At 66.3% G+C, this 17,019-nt stretch carries 14 protein-coding genes; 3 read left to right on the top strand and 11 right to left on the bottom strand.

What is annotated here, in order from left to right:
* The first annotated feature begins 96 nt into the window (after positions 1 to 96).
* Positions 97 to 1,032, top strand: a complete 936-nt coding sequence (locus AC5RU7_RS02485) for a carbohydrate kinase family protein (protein ID WP_494050934.1) — start codon at positions 97 to 99, stop codon at positions 1,030 to 1,032.
* A gap of 65 nt (positions 1,033 to 1,097) precedes the next feature.
* Here the strand turns inward: AC5RU7_RS02485 and guaB are convergent, their stop codons facing one another.
* From guaB to AC5RU7_RS02525, 8 genes are all read right to left on the bottom strand, one after another.
* A complete protein-coding gene (gene guaB / locus AC5RU7_RS02490) occupies positions 1,098 to 2,609 on the bottom strand; it encodes an IMP dehydrogenase (RefSeq protein WP_494008864.1) in 1,512 nt (503 codons plus the stop codon).
* Positions 2,610 to 2,820: 211 nt separating this feature from the next.
* Positions 2,821 to 4,893 (bottom strand): acyltransferase family protein, encoded by a 2,073-nt coding sequence (locus AC5RU7_RS02495; protein ID WP_494050935.1) that lies wholly within the window; start codon positions 4,891 to 4,893, stop codon positions 2,821 to 2,823.
* Entirely contained in the window at positions 4,890 to 6,950 is a 2,061-nt protein-coding gene (locus AC5RU7_RS02500; RefSeq protein WP_494050936.1) for an acyltransferase family protein, read from the bottom strand. The genes AC5RU7_RS02495 and AC5RU7_RS02500 overlap by 4 nt, the downstream gene beginning before the upstream one ends.
* Positions 6,951 to 6,986: 36 nt before the next feature.
* Positions 6,987 to 8,114, bottom strand: coding sequence for a flavin-containing monooxygenase (locus AC5RU7_RS02505; RefSeq protein WP_494050937.1), 1,128 nt, complete (start codon positions 8,112 to 8,114; stop codon positions 6,987 to 6,989).
* A 10-nt stretch (positions 8,115 to 8,124) separates the two neighbouring features.
* On the bottom strand, positions 8,125 to 8,454 hold the full coding sequence (locus tag AC5RU7_RS02510; RefSeq protein ID WP_494050938.1) for a hypothetical protein: 330 nt from the start codon (positions 8,452 to 8,454) through the stop codon (positions 8,125 to 8,127).
* A 101-nt stretch (positions 8,455 to 8,555) separates the two neighbouring features.
* On the bottom strand, positions 8,556 to 10,190 hold the full coding sequence (locus AC5RU7_RS02515; protein WP_494050939.1) for a LuxR C-terminal-related transcriptional regulator: 1,635 nt from the start codon (positions 10,188 to 10,190) through the stop codon (positions 8,556 to 8,558).
* 112 nt (positions 10,191 to 10,302) lie between these two features.
* The gene (locus tag AC5RU7_RS02520) at positions 10,303 to 11,826 is read right to left on the bottom strand and encodes an ATP-dependent DNA ligase (protein ID WP_494050940.1); all 1,524 of its coding nucleotides are present in this window, start codon (positions 11,824 to 11,826) and stop codon (positions 10,303 to 10,305) included.
* Between the two features lie 4 nt (positions 11,827 to 11,830).
* Positions 11,831 to 12,778: an alpha/beta hydrolase gene (locus AC5RU7_RS02525; RefSeq protein ID WP_494050941.1), complete on the bottom strand. Its 948-nt coding sequence runs from the start codon at positions 12,776 to 12,778 to the stop codon at positions 11,831 to 11,833.
* Positions 12,779 to 12,874: 96 nt separating this feature from the next.
* On the opposite strand from AC5RU7_RS02525, the gene AC5RU7_RS02530 reads away from it, so the two are divergent.
* Entirely contained in the window at positions 12,875 to 13,477 is a 603-nt protein-coding gene (locus AC5RU7_RS02530; RefSeq protein ID WP_494050942.1) for a dihydrofolate reductase family protein, read from the top strand.
* A gap of 85 nt (positions 13,478 to 13,562) precedes the next feature.
* On the opposite strand, the gene groL is transcribed toward AC5RU7_RS02530, so the two are convergent.
* On the bottom strand, positions 13,563 to 15,173 hold the full coding sequence (gene groL, locus AC5RU7_RS02535) for a chaperonin GroEL (RefSeq protein WP_494050943.1): 1,611 nt from the start codon (positions 15,171 to 15,173) through the stop codon (positions 13,563 to 13,565).
* Between the two features lie 77 nt (positions 15,174 to 15,250).
* On the bottom strand, positions 15,251 to 15,544 hold the full coding sequence (gene groES, locus AC5RU7_RS02540) for a co-chaperone GroES (protein WP_377992281.1): 294 nt from the start codon (positions 15,542 to 15,544) through the stop codon (positions 15,251 to 15,253).
* A 210-nt stretch (positions 15,545 to 15,754) separates the two neighbouring features.
* On the opposite strand from groES, the gene AC5RU7_RS02545 reads away from it, so the two are divergent.
* Positions 15,755 to 16,687, top strand: coding sequence for a DMT family transporter (locus AC5RU7_RS02545; protein WP_494050944.1), 933 nt, complete (start codon positions 15,755 to 15,757; stop codon positions 16,685 to 16,687).
* Here the strand turns inward: AC5RU7_RS02545 and AC5RU7_RS02550 are convergent.
* Complete coding sequence (locus AC5RU7_RS02550; RefSeq protein WP_494050945.1) at positions 16,627 to 17,007, bottom strand: hypothetical protein; 381 nt, start codon at positions 17,005 to 17,007, stop codon at positions 16,627 to 16,629. The two genes, AC5RU7_RS02545 and AC5RU7_RS02550, sit on opposite strands and share 61 nt — an antisense overlap.
* Between the last annotated feature and the right edge of the window lie 12 nt (positions 17,008 to 17,019).

Raw genomic sequence — 17,019 nt, forward strand, 5'->3', positions numbered from 1 at the left:
CCTCCAACCGTCCCTTCAACCGTTCCATCCCTCCCTTCCGCGGACCTGTCGGCGCCAGCCTGCAGGTCCGCGGACGGCTTCACGAAAGATAATCCGATGCCCCAAGACCACACCAACAGCCCTCACCCGGCGAGCCTCGATGTCATCGTGATCGGCGAAGCGCTGATCGACGTGGTGAGCACCTCCGAAGGCACGGTGGAGCACCCCGGGGGATCCCCCGCGAACGTGGCCTACGGCCTGGGGCGCCTGGGAATCAGCACCGGCCTCCTGACCTCTATCGGCGAGGACGAGCGCGGCGCCACCATCGCGAGGCACTTGGCGGGCGCCGGCGTCGCACTACTTCCCGGTTCCACCTCCGCCGGACGGACAGCCTCGGCAACAGCTACCCTGGCGCCCGATGGCTCGGCCCACTACGACTTCGACATCAGCTGGGACTTGCAGCCGGTCCACCCTGCCTATCTTCCAAAAGTGCTGCACACCGGCTCTATCGCGAGTTTCCTGGCGCCCGGGGCCGCTTCCGTCAAGAGCCTCCTGGAACGGGCGCACCGTGAATGCCTGGTTTCCTACGATCCCAATATTCGCCCGGCGCTCCTGGGCAGCCATGCGGAGGCCCTTGCTGTTTTCGAAGACCTGGTTCCCCTGACGGACGTGGTGAAGCTGAGCGACGAGGATGCCCGGTGGCTCTACCCCCGGCTGACGTTCGAGGACGCCGCCGCGCGGATCCTGGAACTCGGTGCGGGCCTGGCGGTGGTCACCATGGGTTCGGCGGGCTCGTTTCTGGCAACACCCGGCACGCGGGTGCAGGTTCCGTCCGTCCAAACCGTAGTGGCGGACACCATCGGGGCCGGGGATTCCTACATGGCAGCCCTGATCTACGGCCTGCTCTGCCGGAGTACAGATGGTTTGCCACCTTCCGTCCTGGAAACCCTGGGCAGGACGGCATCGAAGGCTGCCGCCATTACGGTCGGCCGGCCCGGGGCCAATCCTCCCACCATCGAGGAGCTTACGCCGGACCTGCAACCGGCAGCATAGGGGCTTAAAAACGGAAGGAGGTGGGGAATTTCCCCACCTCCTTCCGCGGCATCAAACCACCAGGATCATCGTGACCCGTAGTTCGGCGCCTCAACGGTCATCTGGATATCGTGCGGGTGCGATTCCTTGAGCCCGGCCGGGGTGATCCGGACGAACTTGCCGCGGGCCTTGAGTTCGGGGATGGTCGGCGCGCCGGTGTAGAACATGGTCTGGCGCAGGCCACCCACCAACTGGTAGGCCACGGAGGCCAGCGGGCCGCGGTAGGCCACCCGGCCCTCGATGCCTTCGGGGATCAGCTTGTCGTCACCGGACACGTCGGCCTGGAAGTAGCGGTCCTTCGAGTAGGACGTGTTCTTGCCGCGGGACTGCATGGCGCCAAGGGAACCCATGCCGCGGTAGGACTTGAACTGCTTGCCGTTGACGAAGATCAGTTCGCCCGGAGACTCGTCGCAGCCTGCCAGCAGCGAGCCGAGCATCACGGTATCGGCACCGGCTACCAGCGCCTTGCCGATGTCGCCGGAGTACTGCAGGCCGCCGTCGGCGATCAGCGGCACGCCGGCCGGGATCGCAGCCTTCGCGGATTCGTAGATCGCGGTGATCTGCGGGACGCCGACGCCTGCCACCACGCGGGTGGTGCAGATGGAGCCGGGGCCCACGCCCACCTTGATGCCGTCGGCGCCGGCGTCGATCAGGGCCTGGGCGCCTTCGCGGGTGGCGGCCTGGCCGCCGATGATGTCCACGTGTGCTGCCACCGGATCGGACTTGAGCCGGCGGATCATGTCCAGCACGCCCTGGGAGTGGCCGTTGGCAGTGTCCACGAACAGGGCGTCGACGCCGGCATCCACCAGTGCCATGGCCCGCTCCCAGCCGTCCCCGAAGAAGCCGATGGCAGCACCCACGCGCAGGCGGCCTTCGTCGTCCTTGGTGGCCAGCGGGTACTGCTCCGCCTTGGTGAAGTCCTTGGTGGTGATCAGGCCCTTGAGCCGGCCCTGCTCGTCCACGAGGGGAAGCTTCTCGATCTTGTTGGTGGCCAGCTTGTGCGAGGCCTCCTCGCGGCTGATGCCCACGTGGCCGGTGACCAGCGGCATCTTGGTCATGACGTCGCTGACCAGCCGGATGGGGTAGTCGGACTCCGGCACGAAGCGGGTGTCGCGGTTGGTCACGATGCCCAGGAGGCGGTTCTCCTCGTCCACCACGGGCAGGCCGGAGACCCGGTACTGGGCGCACAGGTTGTCCAGCTCAAGCAGGGTTGCTTCCGGCCGGATGGTCAGCGGGTTGGTGATCATGCCGGATTCACTGCGCTTCACCCGGTCCACCTGGTCAGCCTGGTCCGCGATGGACAGGTTGCGGTGGATGACACCCAGGCCGCCCTGCCGCGCCATGGCAATGGCCATGCGGGATTCGGTGACCGTGTCCATCGCTGCGGACAGCAGCGGCGTGTGAACCGTGATCCTCTTGGAGATCCGGGAGGAGGTGTCGGCGTCGGACGGGATGACGTCCGTGTGCCCGGGCAGGAGCAGGACGTCGTCGTAGGTCAGGCCGATGAAGCCAAAGGGGTTGTGTTCGGGCTCGGTCATGAGTGCGCCTCTTACCTTGGTTGCTGGGCGGGTAGGGGTTGCAGCCGATGACCAGCCCGTCATTACGGGTCTGGCCTGTGCAGGGGATCAGGAACCCCGCATGCGGCGTTCCGGGGGCAGGAAGTATTGAGTAAATATTAGAACCTCTGCGCCGATCCCCCTATTCCACGCGTGCAATGTGAGCAACTGCACGAACTGTCTCCCGGCGGACTCAGCGCCAGCCGGTGGCAGCCAGCAGCCGCTGCTCGAACATGGGGATCATGCTCTCCACATAGGTCCTGGTCAGGTGGTTGTCGTCCTTGTACACGTAAACGTTGCCCACCACCGCGGGGCAAACCCCGCGGACACAGATGAAGTCGCTCATGTCCATCAGGTGCAGCCCGTCCAGCTTGCCGCGGTAACCGTCCAGGGGTGAGGGATCAACGAGCGATTCGCTGAGGGACGGGTTGCACTCGGGAGCGTCGGCGCCGTGCCGCTGCACGCACTCGGGCATGTTGAAGGTGAAGCGCGGGTTGTCCCGGATGCCCACCACCTCGATGCCGGCCTCGGTGAACGGACGCACGCCATCCAGGTAGCCCGGCACGTCGGTCTCGAAGGGCGCTTCCTCATGCGTCAGCGAGGCGACGGTGAAGACGGCGTCCGGCCGGCGCTCCAGGACGTATGCCGAGGCCGCGATGTTGTACGCATTGCATTCTGCACTCCGGGTGTCCGATTCTGCGCCGAACCGACAGGCCGGCATCAGCAGGGTGACCAGTTCCCAGCCCCTGGCCTCGGCGATCGGTGCCAGCGCGCCGAGGTACTGCTGGGAGTGCGAGTCACCCAGCACTACGATCCGCTTGCTGGCCCCCTCGGCGGGCACCGCCTGCCGGCACCCCTCCAGGATGGGGTCCGCCGTGGCGTTCGCGCCGGTGCAGGCGGCGTGGATGCCAGCCCAATCCTGGTCCAAGGCGGAAGGGCCGGGAATGAACTTGGCCTCGGGTGCCGGCATTCCGGCATTCTCGGGGTTGAGCGCCGCGGCCCCCGGTGTGAGCTCCCGCGGCTGCGCCGCCGTCGCGGCTTCCTCGGCTGTGAGCGTGGTTTGCCAGATGGCTACCGGACCTGCCAGCACCGCACCGCAGGCGGCAATCACGACGGCGGTGCGCCAGGCCCGCCGTTTCGGCCAGTGCCAGTCGCGCAGCGGTTTTTCCACGAAACGGGTGGTGAGGACGGCGAGCACGATTGAGGCGCCCACAATCGCAAGGCCCTGGACAAGGTTGGGTTGTTCCACGCCGGTGGCGGCGAGCGCCAGCACCAGCACGGGCCAGTGCCACAGGTAGAGGGCGTAGGAATTGTCGCCCAGGGCCACGGCGGGCCTGCTGCTCAGGAAACGGTCCACACCGAACCGGCTCCCGGTCTGCCCCGCCACGATGATGGCCGCGGCAGAGAGCGTGGGCCACAGGGCGACAAAGCCGGGGAAAGACCGGTCCACCGTCAGCAGCAGGCCAACGGAAACCATGCCCGCCAGTCCGGCCCAGCCCAGCACCAGGCGCAGGGCCCGGCCGGGCTTGAGGTAGGGCAGGGCAAGGGCGAGCAGGGAGCCCAAGGCGAATTCCCAAAGCCGCGCCCTGGTATCGAAATAGGCGTACGCCTGGTTGGTGGCGGTCTGCTCCACCGACAACGCCAGCGACGCGGCGAACACCGCTCCGAACACCAGCGCCAGCAGTCCCCGGTAGGTCATTCCGTTCAGCGCGGTGATGCGCCGCAGCAGCGCCAGCAGTGCTGCGCTCCCGGCAAAGATGAGAGGCCACAGGATGAAGACCTGGCCCTGGATGGACAGCGACCAGAAGTGCTGGAGGGGGCTGGCGCCTGCGTGGTCCTGGGCGTAGTAGTCCACCGCGGTGTCGGCGAGCAGCCAGTTCTGGCTGTAGAGCAGTGATGCCCACGCCTGGTCCAGGACCTGCGGCCACCGGCCTTGCGGGAGGATCAGCCAAGTTCCTGCCAGGACGCCGAGGATGACCACGACGGCGGCAGGCAGCAGCCGCTTGAACAGGTGCAGCCAGTGCGCCAACAGCCCGAACGGCCTGCCCGATTCGGCCTTCCGGACGAAGGAGAGCGTCAGCAGGAAGGCGGAGATCAGCAGGAAGATATCGACGCCGCCGGACACCCGTCCGAGCCACACGTGGTAGGCCACCACCATCAGGACGGCCAGTGCGCGGAGCCCCTGGACCTCGGGACGGAACGTCGGTTTCCGGCTCTTGGCGGCTGCTTTCGGCACCGGGCCGCTGGAGAAGCTGGTTTTTGTCATGCCCGGTCCCCGGATCCCCATCCGGTCAACGCAAGAAACTCCTGCTCAAAGAATGGAGCCAGGGTCATGAGATAGGACCGTGTGACATGGTTTTCGTCCTTGTACACGATGACGTTGCCAATGACAGCCGGACAAACGCCGTCCATGCAGAAATAGCGGGTGAGGTCAAGGAAATGCGTATCCGGAAGTTGGTCGTCCACTGCATCCGTGTCGGGTACAGGGCTGAAATTTTCCGCCGCGCTCCCGTTGCAGGCGGCAGGGTTGGATGGGTTTTCTTCCAGGCAGGCCGGCACGTGCAGGGGCATCCGCGGAGTGTCCCGGACTCCGACGACGGGAATGCCTGCATCGTTGAGCCTGCTGGCTTCCCTGATCCAGGAACTTTCGAGGATGTCCGTAACGGTGGGATCTGCCACGGTCCGGGTGCTGGTTGTCAGCACGAGATCCGGCTTCAGTTCCAGCACTTGTTCGAAGCTTTTCTTGTTGAACTCAATGCACTCCTCAGAGATGCCGGGTGCCAGCTCGTCAGTCAGGGGACAAAATCCCTTGGTGATGGATGTGACACGCCAATGGTGTTTTTCGGCCATCATGAGCACTGGCGTATTGAGCACGAAGGCGTGGGAACTACCCATGACGACAATATGTTTGGCAGCGCCCTCAGCCCCGTTGGTACAGATGCTCGCGTACTCGCCTGCGCCTATGCAGGGCTCCGGAAAGACTGGCCATTCCTCGGCGATAACTTCGAGTTTGGGCACCGGCGGGGCTTTCGGGTCCGGGGTGAACTGGTAGCCGTCGCCCAACGCCAGGGCACCGGGGTACCGGGGATCGTCGAGTCCAATGGCCGAGATCGAATCAGCCTGCAGGATGGAATGGCGCCAAAGGGCCAGCGGTGCAGAGGCAACTGCCACGGCAATAGCCACCGCCACCGCAGCCCGCCGCCTCTTGGCTTCGGGCCATTTCCATTCACGCCACGGCTTCTCGACGAAGCGCGTGGTGACATAGGCGAAAACCAGCGAGGTGACAATGATCGCAGTGCCGGACAGCCAGCCCGCGTGCTCCTTGCCGCTCCACGCCAGTGCGATCACCAGGACGGGCCAATGCCAGAGGTACAGGGCGTAGGAATTGTCTCCCAGCTTTACCAGGGGCTTTGAGCTGAGGAACCTGTCAACCCCGATGGAACTGCCCGTCTGGCCCGCCACGATGATGAGCACCGCCGCGAGAGTGGGCCAGAGCGCTGCGAAACCGGGAAATGCCGCCTGGACATTCAACACGATTCCGCAGCTGACCATCGCTACGAGGCCTACCCAACCCAGCACAACGCGGGTCCGCCGTCCCGGCCGCAGGCCAGGCAGAAGCAGTGCCACCAACGTGCCGAGTGCGAACTCCCAGAGCCGGGCGCCAGTATCGAAGTAAGCCTGTACCTGGTTTGTGGCAGTGAAGTAGACCGAATATGCCAGCGATAAGACAAAGACCGCGGAGAATACGTATGCCAGCAGCGGCCGGTAGGCGAGCCTGAACCGGCTGGCAGCCCACGCGGCGCCTGCAAAAATAATGGGCCAGAGGATGAAGACCTGCCCCTGGATAGACAGCGACCAGAAATGTTGTAGAGGGCTGGCCAGGCTGTTGCTGGCGTAGTAGTCCACCGTCTTCTGTTGCAGCAGCAGGTTTTCCGAGTAAAAGAGTGAGGCCCAGCCGTGTTCTATGACCTCCAGCCAGCGGCCGCGCGGAAGAAGCAGGTAGGAGGCCAGCAGCGTGGCCAGGATCACCGTAACGGCAGCGGGAAGCAGGCGCCGGAAGAGGTGCAGCCAGTGCTTCAGCAGGGCAGTCGGCTCCCGGCGCCCGTACCGGCCGGTGAACTGAAGGGTCATGAGGAATGCTGACACCAGGAGGAATATGTCAACCCCTCCGGAGACCCGTCCGAACCAGACGTGGTACGTCACGACCATGAGGACAGCCAGCGACCTCATACCTTGAATTTCCGGGCGGTAAGCACTCTTGCGGTACTTCTGCGAGGGGTCGGCCGGGCGGGCCGCGGCCTCGGCGGTCCATGATGTCGACACAAATAACCCTTCGGAGCGCGCAATGAACCATCAAGGTTACCCGAGCTGGCGGGCAGCTCCCCAATCCGAAGTTTTCTTCGAAGGCATCCTCCGGGCCAGGTAGCGGGCGTCCCTGACGGTTCCCGTTACCGTTGCGGACGCCGCGGCATACATGAAGTTGTTACCGAGAAAGTAGAGGCCGGGCGGGTCCAGGGCCACTCCCCTGTGCTGCCGGGGATCGCCTGAGGAGCCAAGGAGACCGGGATCGAGCCAGCCGAATTCCTCCCGGAAGCCGGTGCACCAGATCACGTTCGCCACGTCGGTGCGGGTTCCGTCCGCCAGGACGGGCAGGCCATCCTCAACCCCTGCGACGCGTGGAACGAAGTGCACCCCGGCCGCTGCAAGATCTTTCGCTTTGGTCCGGATCAGCGGAGCGCCATGCCCTTTCACCGCCGGCGCGGCCTTGCGGCCAACGGGGGTGGCCAGGGTCAGGACATGCAGCCCGGCGAAGCGGACCACCGGGAGGAAGAAGCGGGCAGCCGTCCTGCCGTGCTTGACCGGAATTTCGCTGGCGCGCCTCGCGGCCACGAACGTGGCATGGGTGCGGGCTACTTCACGCGCAATTTCTGCGCCGGAGTTTCCCAAGCCCACCACCAGGACAGGCCCGTCCTGCAGCTGGCCTGGATTCCTGTACTCGCTTGAGTGGAACTGGATGATGGAAGCGTCCAGCTCCCGGGCGAAGGGCGGAAGCTTGGGCTTCCGTTCGGCTCCAGTGGCCACCACCACGTTCCGGGCTTCCCACCTGGTGCCGTTGGAGACGGCAATGTACCGGTCCCCCTCATGCCACAGGCGTTCCACCCGGATGCCGGTCTTGATGGGCAAGTCCAGCGCCGCGGCGTACCGTTCGAGATAGTCGGCCATCGCGTCCTTGGTAGGGAAGGACAGCGGATCCGCGGGAAATGGGACGCCGGGCAGCCCGTTGTACTTCGCCGGCGTGAACAGGCGCAGGGAGTCCCAGCGCAGCCGCCAGCCGTCACCGATCCTCCGGCTGGCGTCAAGGATCAGGAACTGCCTGCGCTGGCGGGCCAGGAGGGAACCCATCGCGAGTCCGGCCTGTCCGCCCCCGATCACCAGTGTGTCCAACACTGTGCCGGTCCCGTTGGTGCTGCTGTTGTGGTTGTTCATGGCCGTACTCCTAGTTACTTGCAGTTTCCTGGACTGAACCTCCCTGTGGACCGCCAATTCGCGCCTGTCCCGTTTTCGGACCGCCGTGGCCGTACCGGATCCACCAGACGAGCATCAGCGCTGACGCGAGGACGTAGGCCAGGTGGAGGGCCCAGATGGGCCCGGCGGGAAGGTTGAAGACGTAGACGGAATGGACGGCGTTGGCCACATTGCTCAACACCAGGCTGCCTGGGCTGTAGGACGCCAGGTCCCGGGTGCGGGCAGCCTTGACCAGCATTGGCAGCATGCCAACAGCAAACAGCACCGTGGAGAGGGTGCCGGCCAACATGGGAAGGTTCATGTTCTGAGGCTATTGGCGGGCCCTGGGCCTGCGCTTCGGCCAAAACATGCAACCTTTCGTCCCACCGGCATGGGTATTAATGCCCATGCCGGGGTGCGCGCCTATCCTGCCAGGCCGTGTTCGTAGGCGTAACTGGTGGCCGCCGCGCGGGAGGCCACGCCAAGCTTGAGGAAGATATTGCTCAGGTGCCTGGCCACCGTCTTCTCACTCAGGTACAGCTCGGCGGCAATGGCACGGTTTCCCTTTCCGGACGCCACGAGCCGGAGCACCTCGAGCTCCCGCGCCGTCAGGGGACCGCCCTGCGCGTTGGGTGAGCGCTGGATCAAGGACGCCGCCCAGGCCGCTGCCGGGGCTGCACCAAGTTCCAGGAATTCGGCGTGGGCAGCCTCCAAATCCATCACGGCGGACGACTCATCCCCGAGTTCCCGGCAGGCGCATGCGATCAGCACCCGGCACCGCGCGGCCTCATGCGGCACCTGGAGTTCGTACCACAGGCGCCAGGCCTGGCGCAGCGACCGCGACGCCGCTGCAGCGTCCCCTTCTGCCAAGTGGATGGTGCCCCTTGCCTGGCAGGCAACTGCGGTCACCATGGGCATTGGGCATTCGCTGGCGAAGGCGTCCAACTCATCTGCTCCCCCGCGTGCTGCTGCCAGGTCTCCGGCGGCCACCTCAATTTCCACCAGGGCAGGCAGCAGGTGCCGCCGGGTAGCAGTATCGGCAACGCTCGCTGCCCTGCGAATCATGGACTGCGCCTGGCCAGCGTCTCCGCGTCCCAGTGCCAGGAGCGCCAGTCCGGGCTGGGGTTCGTAGCCGCTCTCTGCGGCTTTCCGGTAGGACTCCTCCGCGGCGGCGATGTTGCCCGCCACCCTGTGCACTTCGCCCTGCTCGTAACAGCCGCCGAAAAGCGCCTGGGGGTCACCCCTGGTTGACCGGTCCTGGGCAGCGGCCGCCGCTTTCAGCGCTTCGGCCCAGGCGCCGTGCAGCCGGAAGAGCTCTGCCCGGTGGGCCTGGCACTGCCCGCTGAACGCCACCATGTCCGGCCTTGCGGCGCACCAGCGGTCCAACGCGATAGTCCATTGCATGGCCCTCGCCAGGTCATAGGCCAGGTGGCAGTTGCCGATGACGGCGCAGTAACCGATGCCGGAAGGTATCGGAGACAACTCGCCTGAGGTGACAGCCACCATGACCTCGTCGAGGATCTCCAGGCCCTCGTTTGGCCGGCCGAGCATGAGGTTGGCTTGCCCCGTGCCAAGGAGTGCCAGGGCAGCCACGTCCTTGTCCTGCGCCAGGCGGGCAATCTCAGCCGCCCGGTTGAACACCTGCAGGGCGCCCGCGGGGTCACCGCCGTAGAGCTTGCCCAGCCCCTGGGGCATGAGCAGGAGCCCTTGCACGGCGTGGATCGCGTCAAGCTCCTTCGCCAGCCGTTGCCCGCGGGCCAGCCAGCCGCCGGCGCGTGCCATCTCACCGAGGTTGCTCAGCTGGATGCCCATCCAGCCGGCGCACCGGGCTGCGCCGGCGACGTCTCCAACTTCCAGGAATTCCTCGTGCGCACGGGTGAGCGTTTCAAGGCCTGCTGTGGTGTTGCCGGTCAGGATCTCCGCGGTGGCAAGCCTCTCGAGGTCCGCGGCCGGAAGTCCGCCCCGCCGGTCGGCGTCAAGGAAGTTCTCGAAGGCATCTGTCCAGCGGTGCTCGCGGAATGCAGCCCGGCCCTGGTCAATACCTGTTTCAGCGGACACCCGGCCTCCTTTCGGATACCCCGCCCAGCGGGCCCGCCGTCGTCGTGCTTGTGCAGTGGCGGTCCCTAAGCGTCACCGTACGCCCGCCGGCGCACGGGCACAAGCGGCGCCGTCAGGAGCGCAGCAGGGCGCGCAGCGTCTGGATGGTGTCGGCTTCGGCGGGCATTTTGTCGTCGCGGTAGCGCTTGACCCGGGCGAACCGGAGGGCGATGCCGCCCGGATAACGGGGGGACTGCTGCACGCCGTCGATAGCGATCTCCACCACCGTGACAGGCTCAACCCACACCGTGTTTGCCGTCCGCCGCACTTCGATCTCCTGGAACCGTTCAGTCTGCCAGCGCAGCAGTTCGTCCGTGAGGCCCTTGAAAGTCTTCCCAACCATCACGTACCCGCCGGGTTCGCCGAACTCGCCGGCGGGGTCGAGCGCTCCGAGGTGCAGGTTGGACAACATTCCCGACCGCCGCCCCGACCCCCATTCGCAGGCCAGCACCACCAGGTCATACGTCAGCACCGGCTTGACCTTGATCCAGTTGGACCCGCGCCGGCCGGCGGCGTAAAGGGACCCCACCGCCTTCACCACTACCCCCTCATGCCCGGCGGCGAGCGCGGCACGCGAGACGTTCTCGGCAACCGCCGGGTCCGCGGTGATCTCCCCGGGGACCCGGTGGCCGGGCGCGATACGTTCGAGCACCCCGAGGCGCATGACCAGCGGCTCGTCCAGCAGGTCGCGGCCGTCGATGTGCAGGACGTCGAAGAACCACGGATGCAGCAGGGTGGAGCGCGCCTGGTCCGCCCCGAACCGTGACATGGTCTCCTGGAACGGCCGCGGGGCGCCGTCCTCGCCCAGGGCGAGGGTCTCGCCGTCGAGGATCACGTCCCGTACCGGCAGGCTCCGCACCAGCTCCACCACCTCGGGCAGCCGGTGGGTCACCTCCGCCAGTGTGCGCGTATAGATACGCACCTGCTCCCCGGAGCGGTGCACCTGGATGCGGGCGCCGTCGAGTTTGTATTCCACGGAGGCCTCCCCCGTCGCCTCGAGCGCCGCACTGGCACTGGACGCCGTTGCGGCGAGCATGGGCTGCACGGGGCGGCCCACGACGAGGCCCACCGCGTCCAGCTCGGCGGCCGTCCCGGTCATGGCCAGCAAGGCGGTGCCGCCGAGGTCGCCGGAAAGCATCGCAGCCCGCCGGACGGACTCCACCGGCCGGCCGGCGGCGCGGGCGACGGCGTCCGTCAGGACGCCTTCCAGGGCTCCGGTGCGGAGCTCACCCAGGAGAACTCCGGCGATGAACGCCTGCTCCCGTTCGGTGGCGGCGGACAGAAGCGTCCGGAGGGTGGCGGCACGCTCCGCCGCGGATCCGGTGCCGGCCGTGCCGAGGAGGCGGTCCAGGGCGGCGTCGACGTCGGCCACCGTCAGGGTGCGCTCTTCGGCCGGTTCCCCCTTGGCTGCCGACATTCCGCTCCAGCCCACTCCCACGCGCCCCTGCCGCGGTTTTGCGATGAGCAGGCCGACGGCAGTGGCAATCTCCCCGGGTTCAAGCCGGCGCAGCAGGTCCGCGAGTGCCTCGACCTTGGCGAGCCGGGAGCGTGTGGAGGCGACCGCATCAGTGGTTTTCACGAGCTCGTCGAGCAGCATGGCTTTAGTCTTCCACGCGGGGCGTCAGAGGAGCTGAGGCGGCAGCTGCCACCTCCTTGATGCCGTCCAGGAGATCCTGCAGGCCCGGCTCTTCCAGCGGGAAGTGGCCGCAGCCGCCCAACGTCCGGCTGGTGGCAGGCCCAGGCAAGGTCCTCAGGGTGCTCTCACTCAGGACCCCCGGCGTCCAGTCATCAAGTTCCGGGTGCATAAGGTGCACCGGGAGGGAAACCCTGCGGGCTTCCCGGTGCGGGTGGTGCATGAAACTTGCGAGGAACCCAAGTGGAACCCAGGCGGCTCCCCCGCGCCGATCCGTCGAGCACAGCTGGCCCAGGCCGGGATCGCGGCCCATGCGCCTGAGATTAGCCACCCAGGATACTTTGACCGGAATCCTAGAGAAGGGACCGCGGACTCCCCTGAGCAATGGCAAAAAAGGCAGGGCGGCCTTACCGAACCTTGTCATAGCGGCACGGGCCTGCTTATCCAACGGGTCGAGCAGGCATGTGGCGATGACGGCGGCAACTCCACGGGCACGCGCCCCTGCTTCCACCGCCAGCAGGCCGCCGATGCTGGCCCCAAGGAGGACCACCGGACGGCCGTCATCTTCGGCTGCAAGGAGGTCCGCCAAAAGGCTTATCCAATCCCCGTAGGTCACTGATCCCCGCGATGCCGTCACCGTCCAGCCGTACAGGGGCATATCGACGGCGGCAATGTCGATCCCGCACCCCGCCAGCTGCGACGCCACGGGCCATAGTGCGGAAGCGTGTGCTCCGGCCCCATGGACCACAAGTAGCCGGACCGGGGCAGTGGCGTCGCGCAGCCGAAGCATGTGGATGCGGTGGTTCTTCCAGGGCCACCAGTCCGCCACCGGCTCGGCAAGGGAATCCCTCCTGGTGGAAGGCAGGAAACCCCCGTAGTCCGCCATGGCACTTACGGTGTGCGGGTCCGACGCCATGGGTCCCCTTCCTGCTTCAGCAGCCGTGAGCAGTCTAGCCTGCAGCAGGCAGGCCGGTCTCTGGACAGGGTCCGGACGGAGTTCCACAATGGGCGGATGGGCATCATCGTCGCGAACCTGTTCATGACCCTCGACGGCGTCTACCAGGCGCCCGGCGGACGCGAGGAGGATACCGAGGCCGGTTTCGCCTTCGGCGGCTGGCAGTTGCCGGTGTCCGATGACGAGTCCGAAGCCGACATCGAGGCCGGGATCGGCCGCATGGACGCCCTCCTGCTGGGCCGGAAGACCTATGACATCTTTGCTGCGTACTGGCCGCACCAGTCAGGCGACATCGGCGCCACCCTGAACCGGGTGCCCAAGTTCGTGGTCTCCGGATCGCTGGCCCACCCCGGCTGGGCAGGCACCACGGTGCTGCCGGATGCCGCGGCCGCGGGCAGGCTCCGCGAGGAGTACGGGGAGGTGCACATGTTCGGCAGCGGGGCCCTCATCCGCTCCCTGCTGCAGGCGGAAGTGCTCGACCGCCTTAGCATCTGGCTGTATCCGCTCACCCTGGGTCAGGGGAAGCGGCTCTTCGACGCCGGGATCATTCCGGCCACCTTCCGCCTCGCCGAACCGGCACGGTCCTTTCCAAAAGGAGCGGTGCGGCTGGTTTATGAGCGTGCCGGCGGGGTGGAGACGCAGGACATGCCGGGAACTTAATTCCAGCCGTACCCGAAGATGCAAAAACCGGCCCGGCGGATGCCGGACCGGTTTCTTGTTCGCACAGTTTCCTGCCAACGGCAGGTTAGTGGCTGTGGCCTGCGTGCTGGTCTTCTTCAGCGGGCTTCTCCGCAACCAGGGTCTCAGTGGTGAGAACCAGGGCTGCGATGGAGGCTGCGTTGCGCAGGGCGGCACGGGTGACCTTGACGGGATCGATGACACCGGCAGCGATCAGGTCCTCGTATTCGCCCGACTTGGCGTTGAAGCCGTTGTTGGTTTCGAGCTCGGCGACCTTGGCGGTGATGACGTAGCCGTCGAAGCCGGCGTTCTGGGCGATCCAGCGCAGCGGCTGCACCAGTGCGCGGCGGACAATGCCCACCGCAGCGGCGGCGTCGCCTTCCAGCGCCTTGACGGCGGGGTCCTCATCCAGTGCCTTGAGGGCGTGGATCAGGGCGGAACCGCCACCGGCCACGATGCCTTCTTCGAGGGCAGCGCGGGTGGAGGACACGGCATCTTCGATGCGGTGCTTCTTTTCCTTCAGCTCAACCTCGGTGGCAGCACCAACCTTGATGACGCCGATGCCGCCGGCCAGCTTGGCCAGGCGTTCCTGGAGCTTTTCGCGGTCCCAGTCGGAGTCGGTGCGGGCCAGCTCGGCACGCAGCTGCGCGACGCGTGCGGACACGTCCTCGGCAGAGCCTGCGCCGTCCACGATGGTGGTGTTGTCCTTGGTGACCGTGATGCGGCGGGCAGTACCCAGCACCTCCAGGCCAACGGTGTCCAGGCTCAGGCCCAGCTCCGGGGAGACAACCTGTGCACCGGTGAGGGTGGCAATGTCCTGCAGCATGGCCTTGCGGCGGTCACCGAAGCCGGGAGCCTTGACGGCAACGACGTTCAGGGTTCCGCGGATGCGGTTGACGATCAGCGTGGACAGGGCCTCGCCGTCGACATCCTCGGCGATGATGAACAGCGGCTTGGACGCCTGCAGCGCCTTCTCCAGGAGCGGCAGGAATTCCTGCAGCGAGGAGATCTTGCCCTGGTTGATCAGGATGAGGGCGTCCTCGAGGACTGCTTCCTGGCGGTCCGCGTCCGTGATGAAGTACGGGGACAGGTAGCCCTTGTCGAACTGCATGCCCTCGGTGAGGACCAGTTCGGTCTGGGTGGTGGAGGATTCCTCGATGGTGATTACACCATCCTTGCCCACCTTGCCGAAGGCCTCGGCCAGGAGCTCGCCGATTTCTTCGCTCTGTGCCGAGATGGCAGCCACGTTAGCGACCTGGGTGCCCTCGACGGGGCGGGCGTTCTCCAGCAGCCGTGCGGCGACGGCTTCAACCGAAACCTCGATGCCGCGCTTGATCTGGCCGGGAGCAGCGCCGGCAGCTACGTTGCGCAGGCCTTCCTTGACCAGTGCCTGGGCCAGGACCGTTGCGGTGGTGGTGCCGTCGCCTGCTACGTCGTTGGTCTTGGTGGCAACTTCCTTGGCCAGCTGGGCACCAAGGTTCTCGTACGGGTCGTCCAGTTCCACTTCGCGGGCGATGGTGACGCCGTCGTTTGTGATGGTGGGCGCGCCCCACTTCTTGTCCAGGACAACGTTGCGGCCGCGGGGGCCGAGCGTTACCTTGACGGTGTTGGCGAGCTTATCGATGCCGGCTTCAAGAGACCGGCGGGCAGCGTCGTTAAACGCAAGCTGCTTTGCCATGGTTTTGTCCTTTCAAGACAGAACCCCGCGCAGCTGGCCAGCAGAAGGCATGACCAGCGGCACGGGGATCCGGGAAGTTACTTTACGACGATCGCCAGGACGTCGCGGGCGGACAGCACGAGGTACTCGGTGCCGCCGGTCTTGACTTCGGTTCCACCGTACTTGGAGTAGATCACGACGTCGCCCACGGCTACGTCGACCGGTACGCGGCTGCCGTCTTCGAAGCGGCCGGGGCCTACTGCAACAACTTCGCCTTCCTGGGGCTTCTCCTGTGCGGAGTCCGGGATAACCAGGCCGGAAGCCGTGGTCTGCTCGGCTTCGAGCGGGCGGACAACAATACGATCCTCAAGAGGCTTAATAGAGACCGACACTCGGACCTCTCCTTTTCGTCAGCAAATTCGTGGACTTGGAAAGCTTTCCGCCCTGGCTGGCAACCGTCGTCGCGGTGCCGGCAGCAGCCTGGTGGCAGCTCTTCATGTGTTAGCACCCTCCTAGGGAGAGTGCTAATGAAGACTCTATGTCCGCGTTAGCACTCGGTCAAGGCGAGTGCCAGCGTTTCGTCCTCGGCGGACACACGTGCCATGTACATTGAAGCGGTGCGAGCTGCCGTGTACCTGATCCTTGCGAACCTGTTCTGGGCCGGAAACTTCGTGGTGGGCCAGTCGGCCATGAAGACCATGGACCCGCTCCAGCTGACGTTCTGGCGCTGGGCCCTGGCCGCCGCGCCGCTGCTCCTCCTGGCACACGTCGTCGACAGGCCGGACTGGAAGGCGGTGCTGCGCCGCTGGCCGGTCCTGCTGCTGCTAAGCGTGCTGGGGATGAGCGGCTATACGCTGCTGCTGTACAGCGCGCTGCAGCACACCTCGGCCCTGAACGCCTCCCTGGTCACTGCCGCCAACCCGGCGCTGATCATGGTGCTCGCCGTCGTCCTCCTTCGGGACCGGCCCCGCCCCGTGAGCTGGCTGGGCATCGGCCTGGGCCTGGCCGGGGTCCTCCTGGTGCTTACCGGCGGTGACCTGCAGCGGCTGGTCACGTTCTCCATCAATGCCGGTGAACTGCTGATCCTGGCCGCCATCACGGTATGGGGCTTCTACACCATCATCGCCCGCAGGCTGTCCCTGCCGGCCATCACGGCCACTGCGGTGCAGGTTGCCCTGGCAGCCGTGGTCCTCGCCCCCGTGGCGGTGGTGAGCGGCGCCGGGCTGCCGTCCACACCCGCCGAAAGCTGGTCGCTGGCGTTTATCGCGGTGTTCCCGTCCCTGGGCTCCTACCTGCTGTGGAACCTGGCCCTGAAACGGACCACGGCCGCGAACGCGGGCAACTACCTGAACCTGATCGCCGTCTTTACCGCTATCATCACGGTGCTGCTGGGCCAGCCCATCACCATCGCGCAGGTTATGGGCGGCATCCTGGTGATATCAGGCGTACTGCTCACCAGCGCCGGGCAGCAGCCTCAGCGGCCCAGATCATCGAAGTCAACGTCCTCGCCGCCGTCGGAATCCCGCGTCCCCTGATTCCTGCTGCGGTACAGCACAGCGGCTGCGGCGGCCGCGGCCAGCAGGGAGGCGACCAGGAACACAATGCTTCCGGTCCGTGCCCCGGCGTACAGCCCGCGGATATCCCGGGCCTCCTGGGTATCGTCCTCGATGCTGTTGCCGCCCACCGAATAGACGGTGGCGTTGAACGTGTCCAGGAAGAAAATGATCACCAGCAGCGCCAGGCACACCACCGCCACCACGGCCGCCGCGATCAGCGCCGGGCGGGCGTACTTGGCAGGACCCCGGTCCGTGGGCTGCTGTTCTCCGGACTGCTGGGGGCCTGCGCTGTCTTCCATGGTTTCAACCCT

Source organism: Arthrobacter sp. K410C (assembly GCF_059090105.1).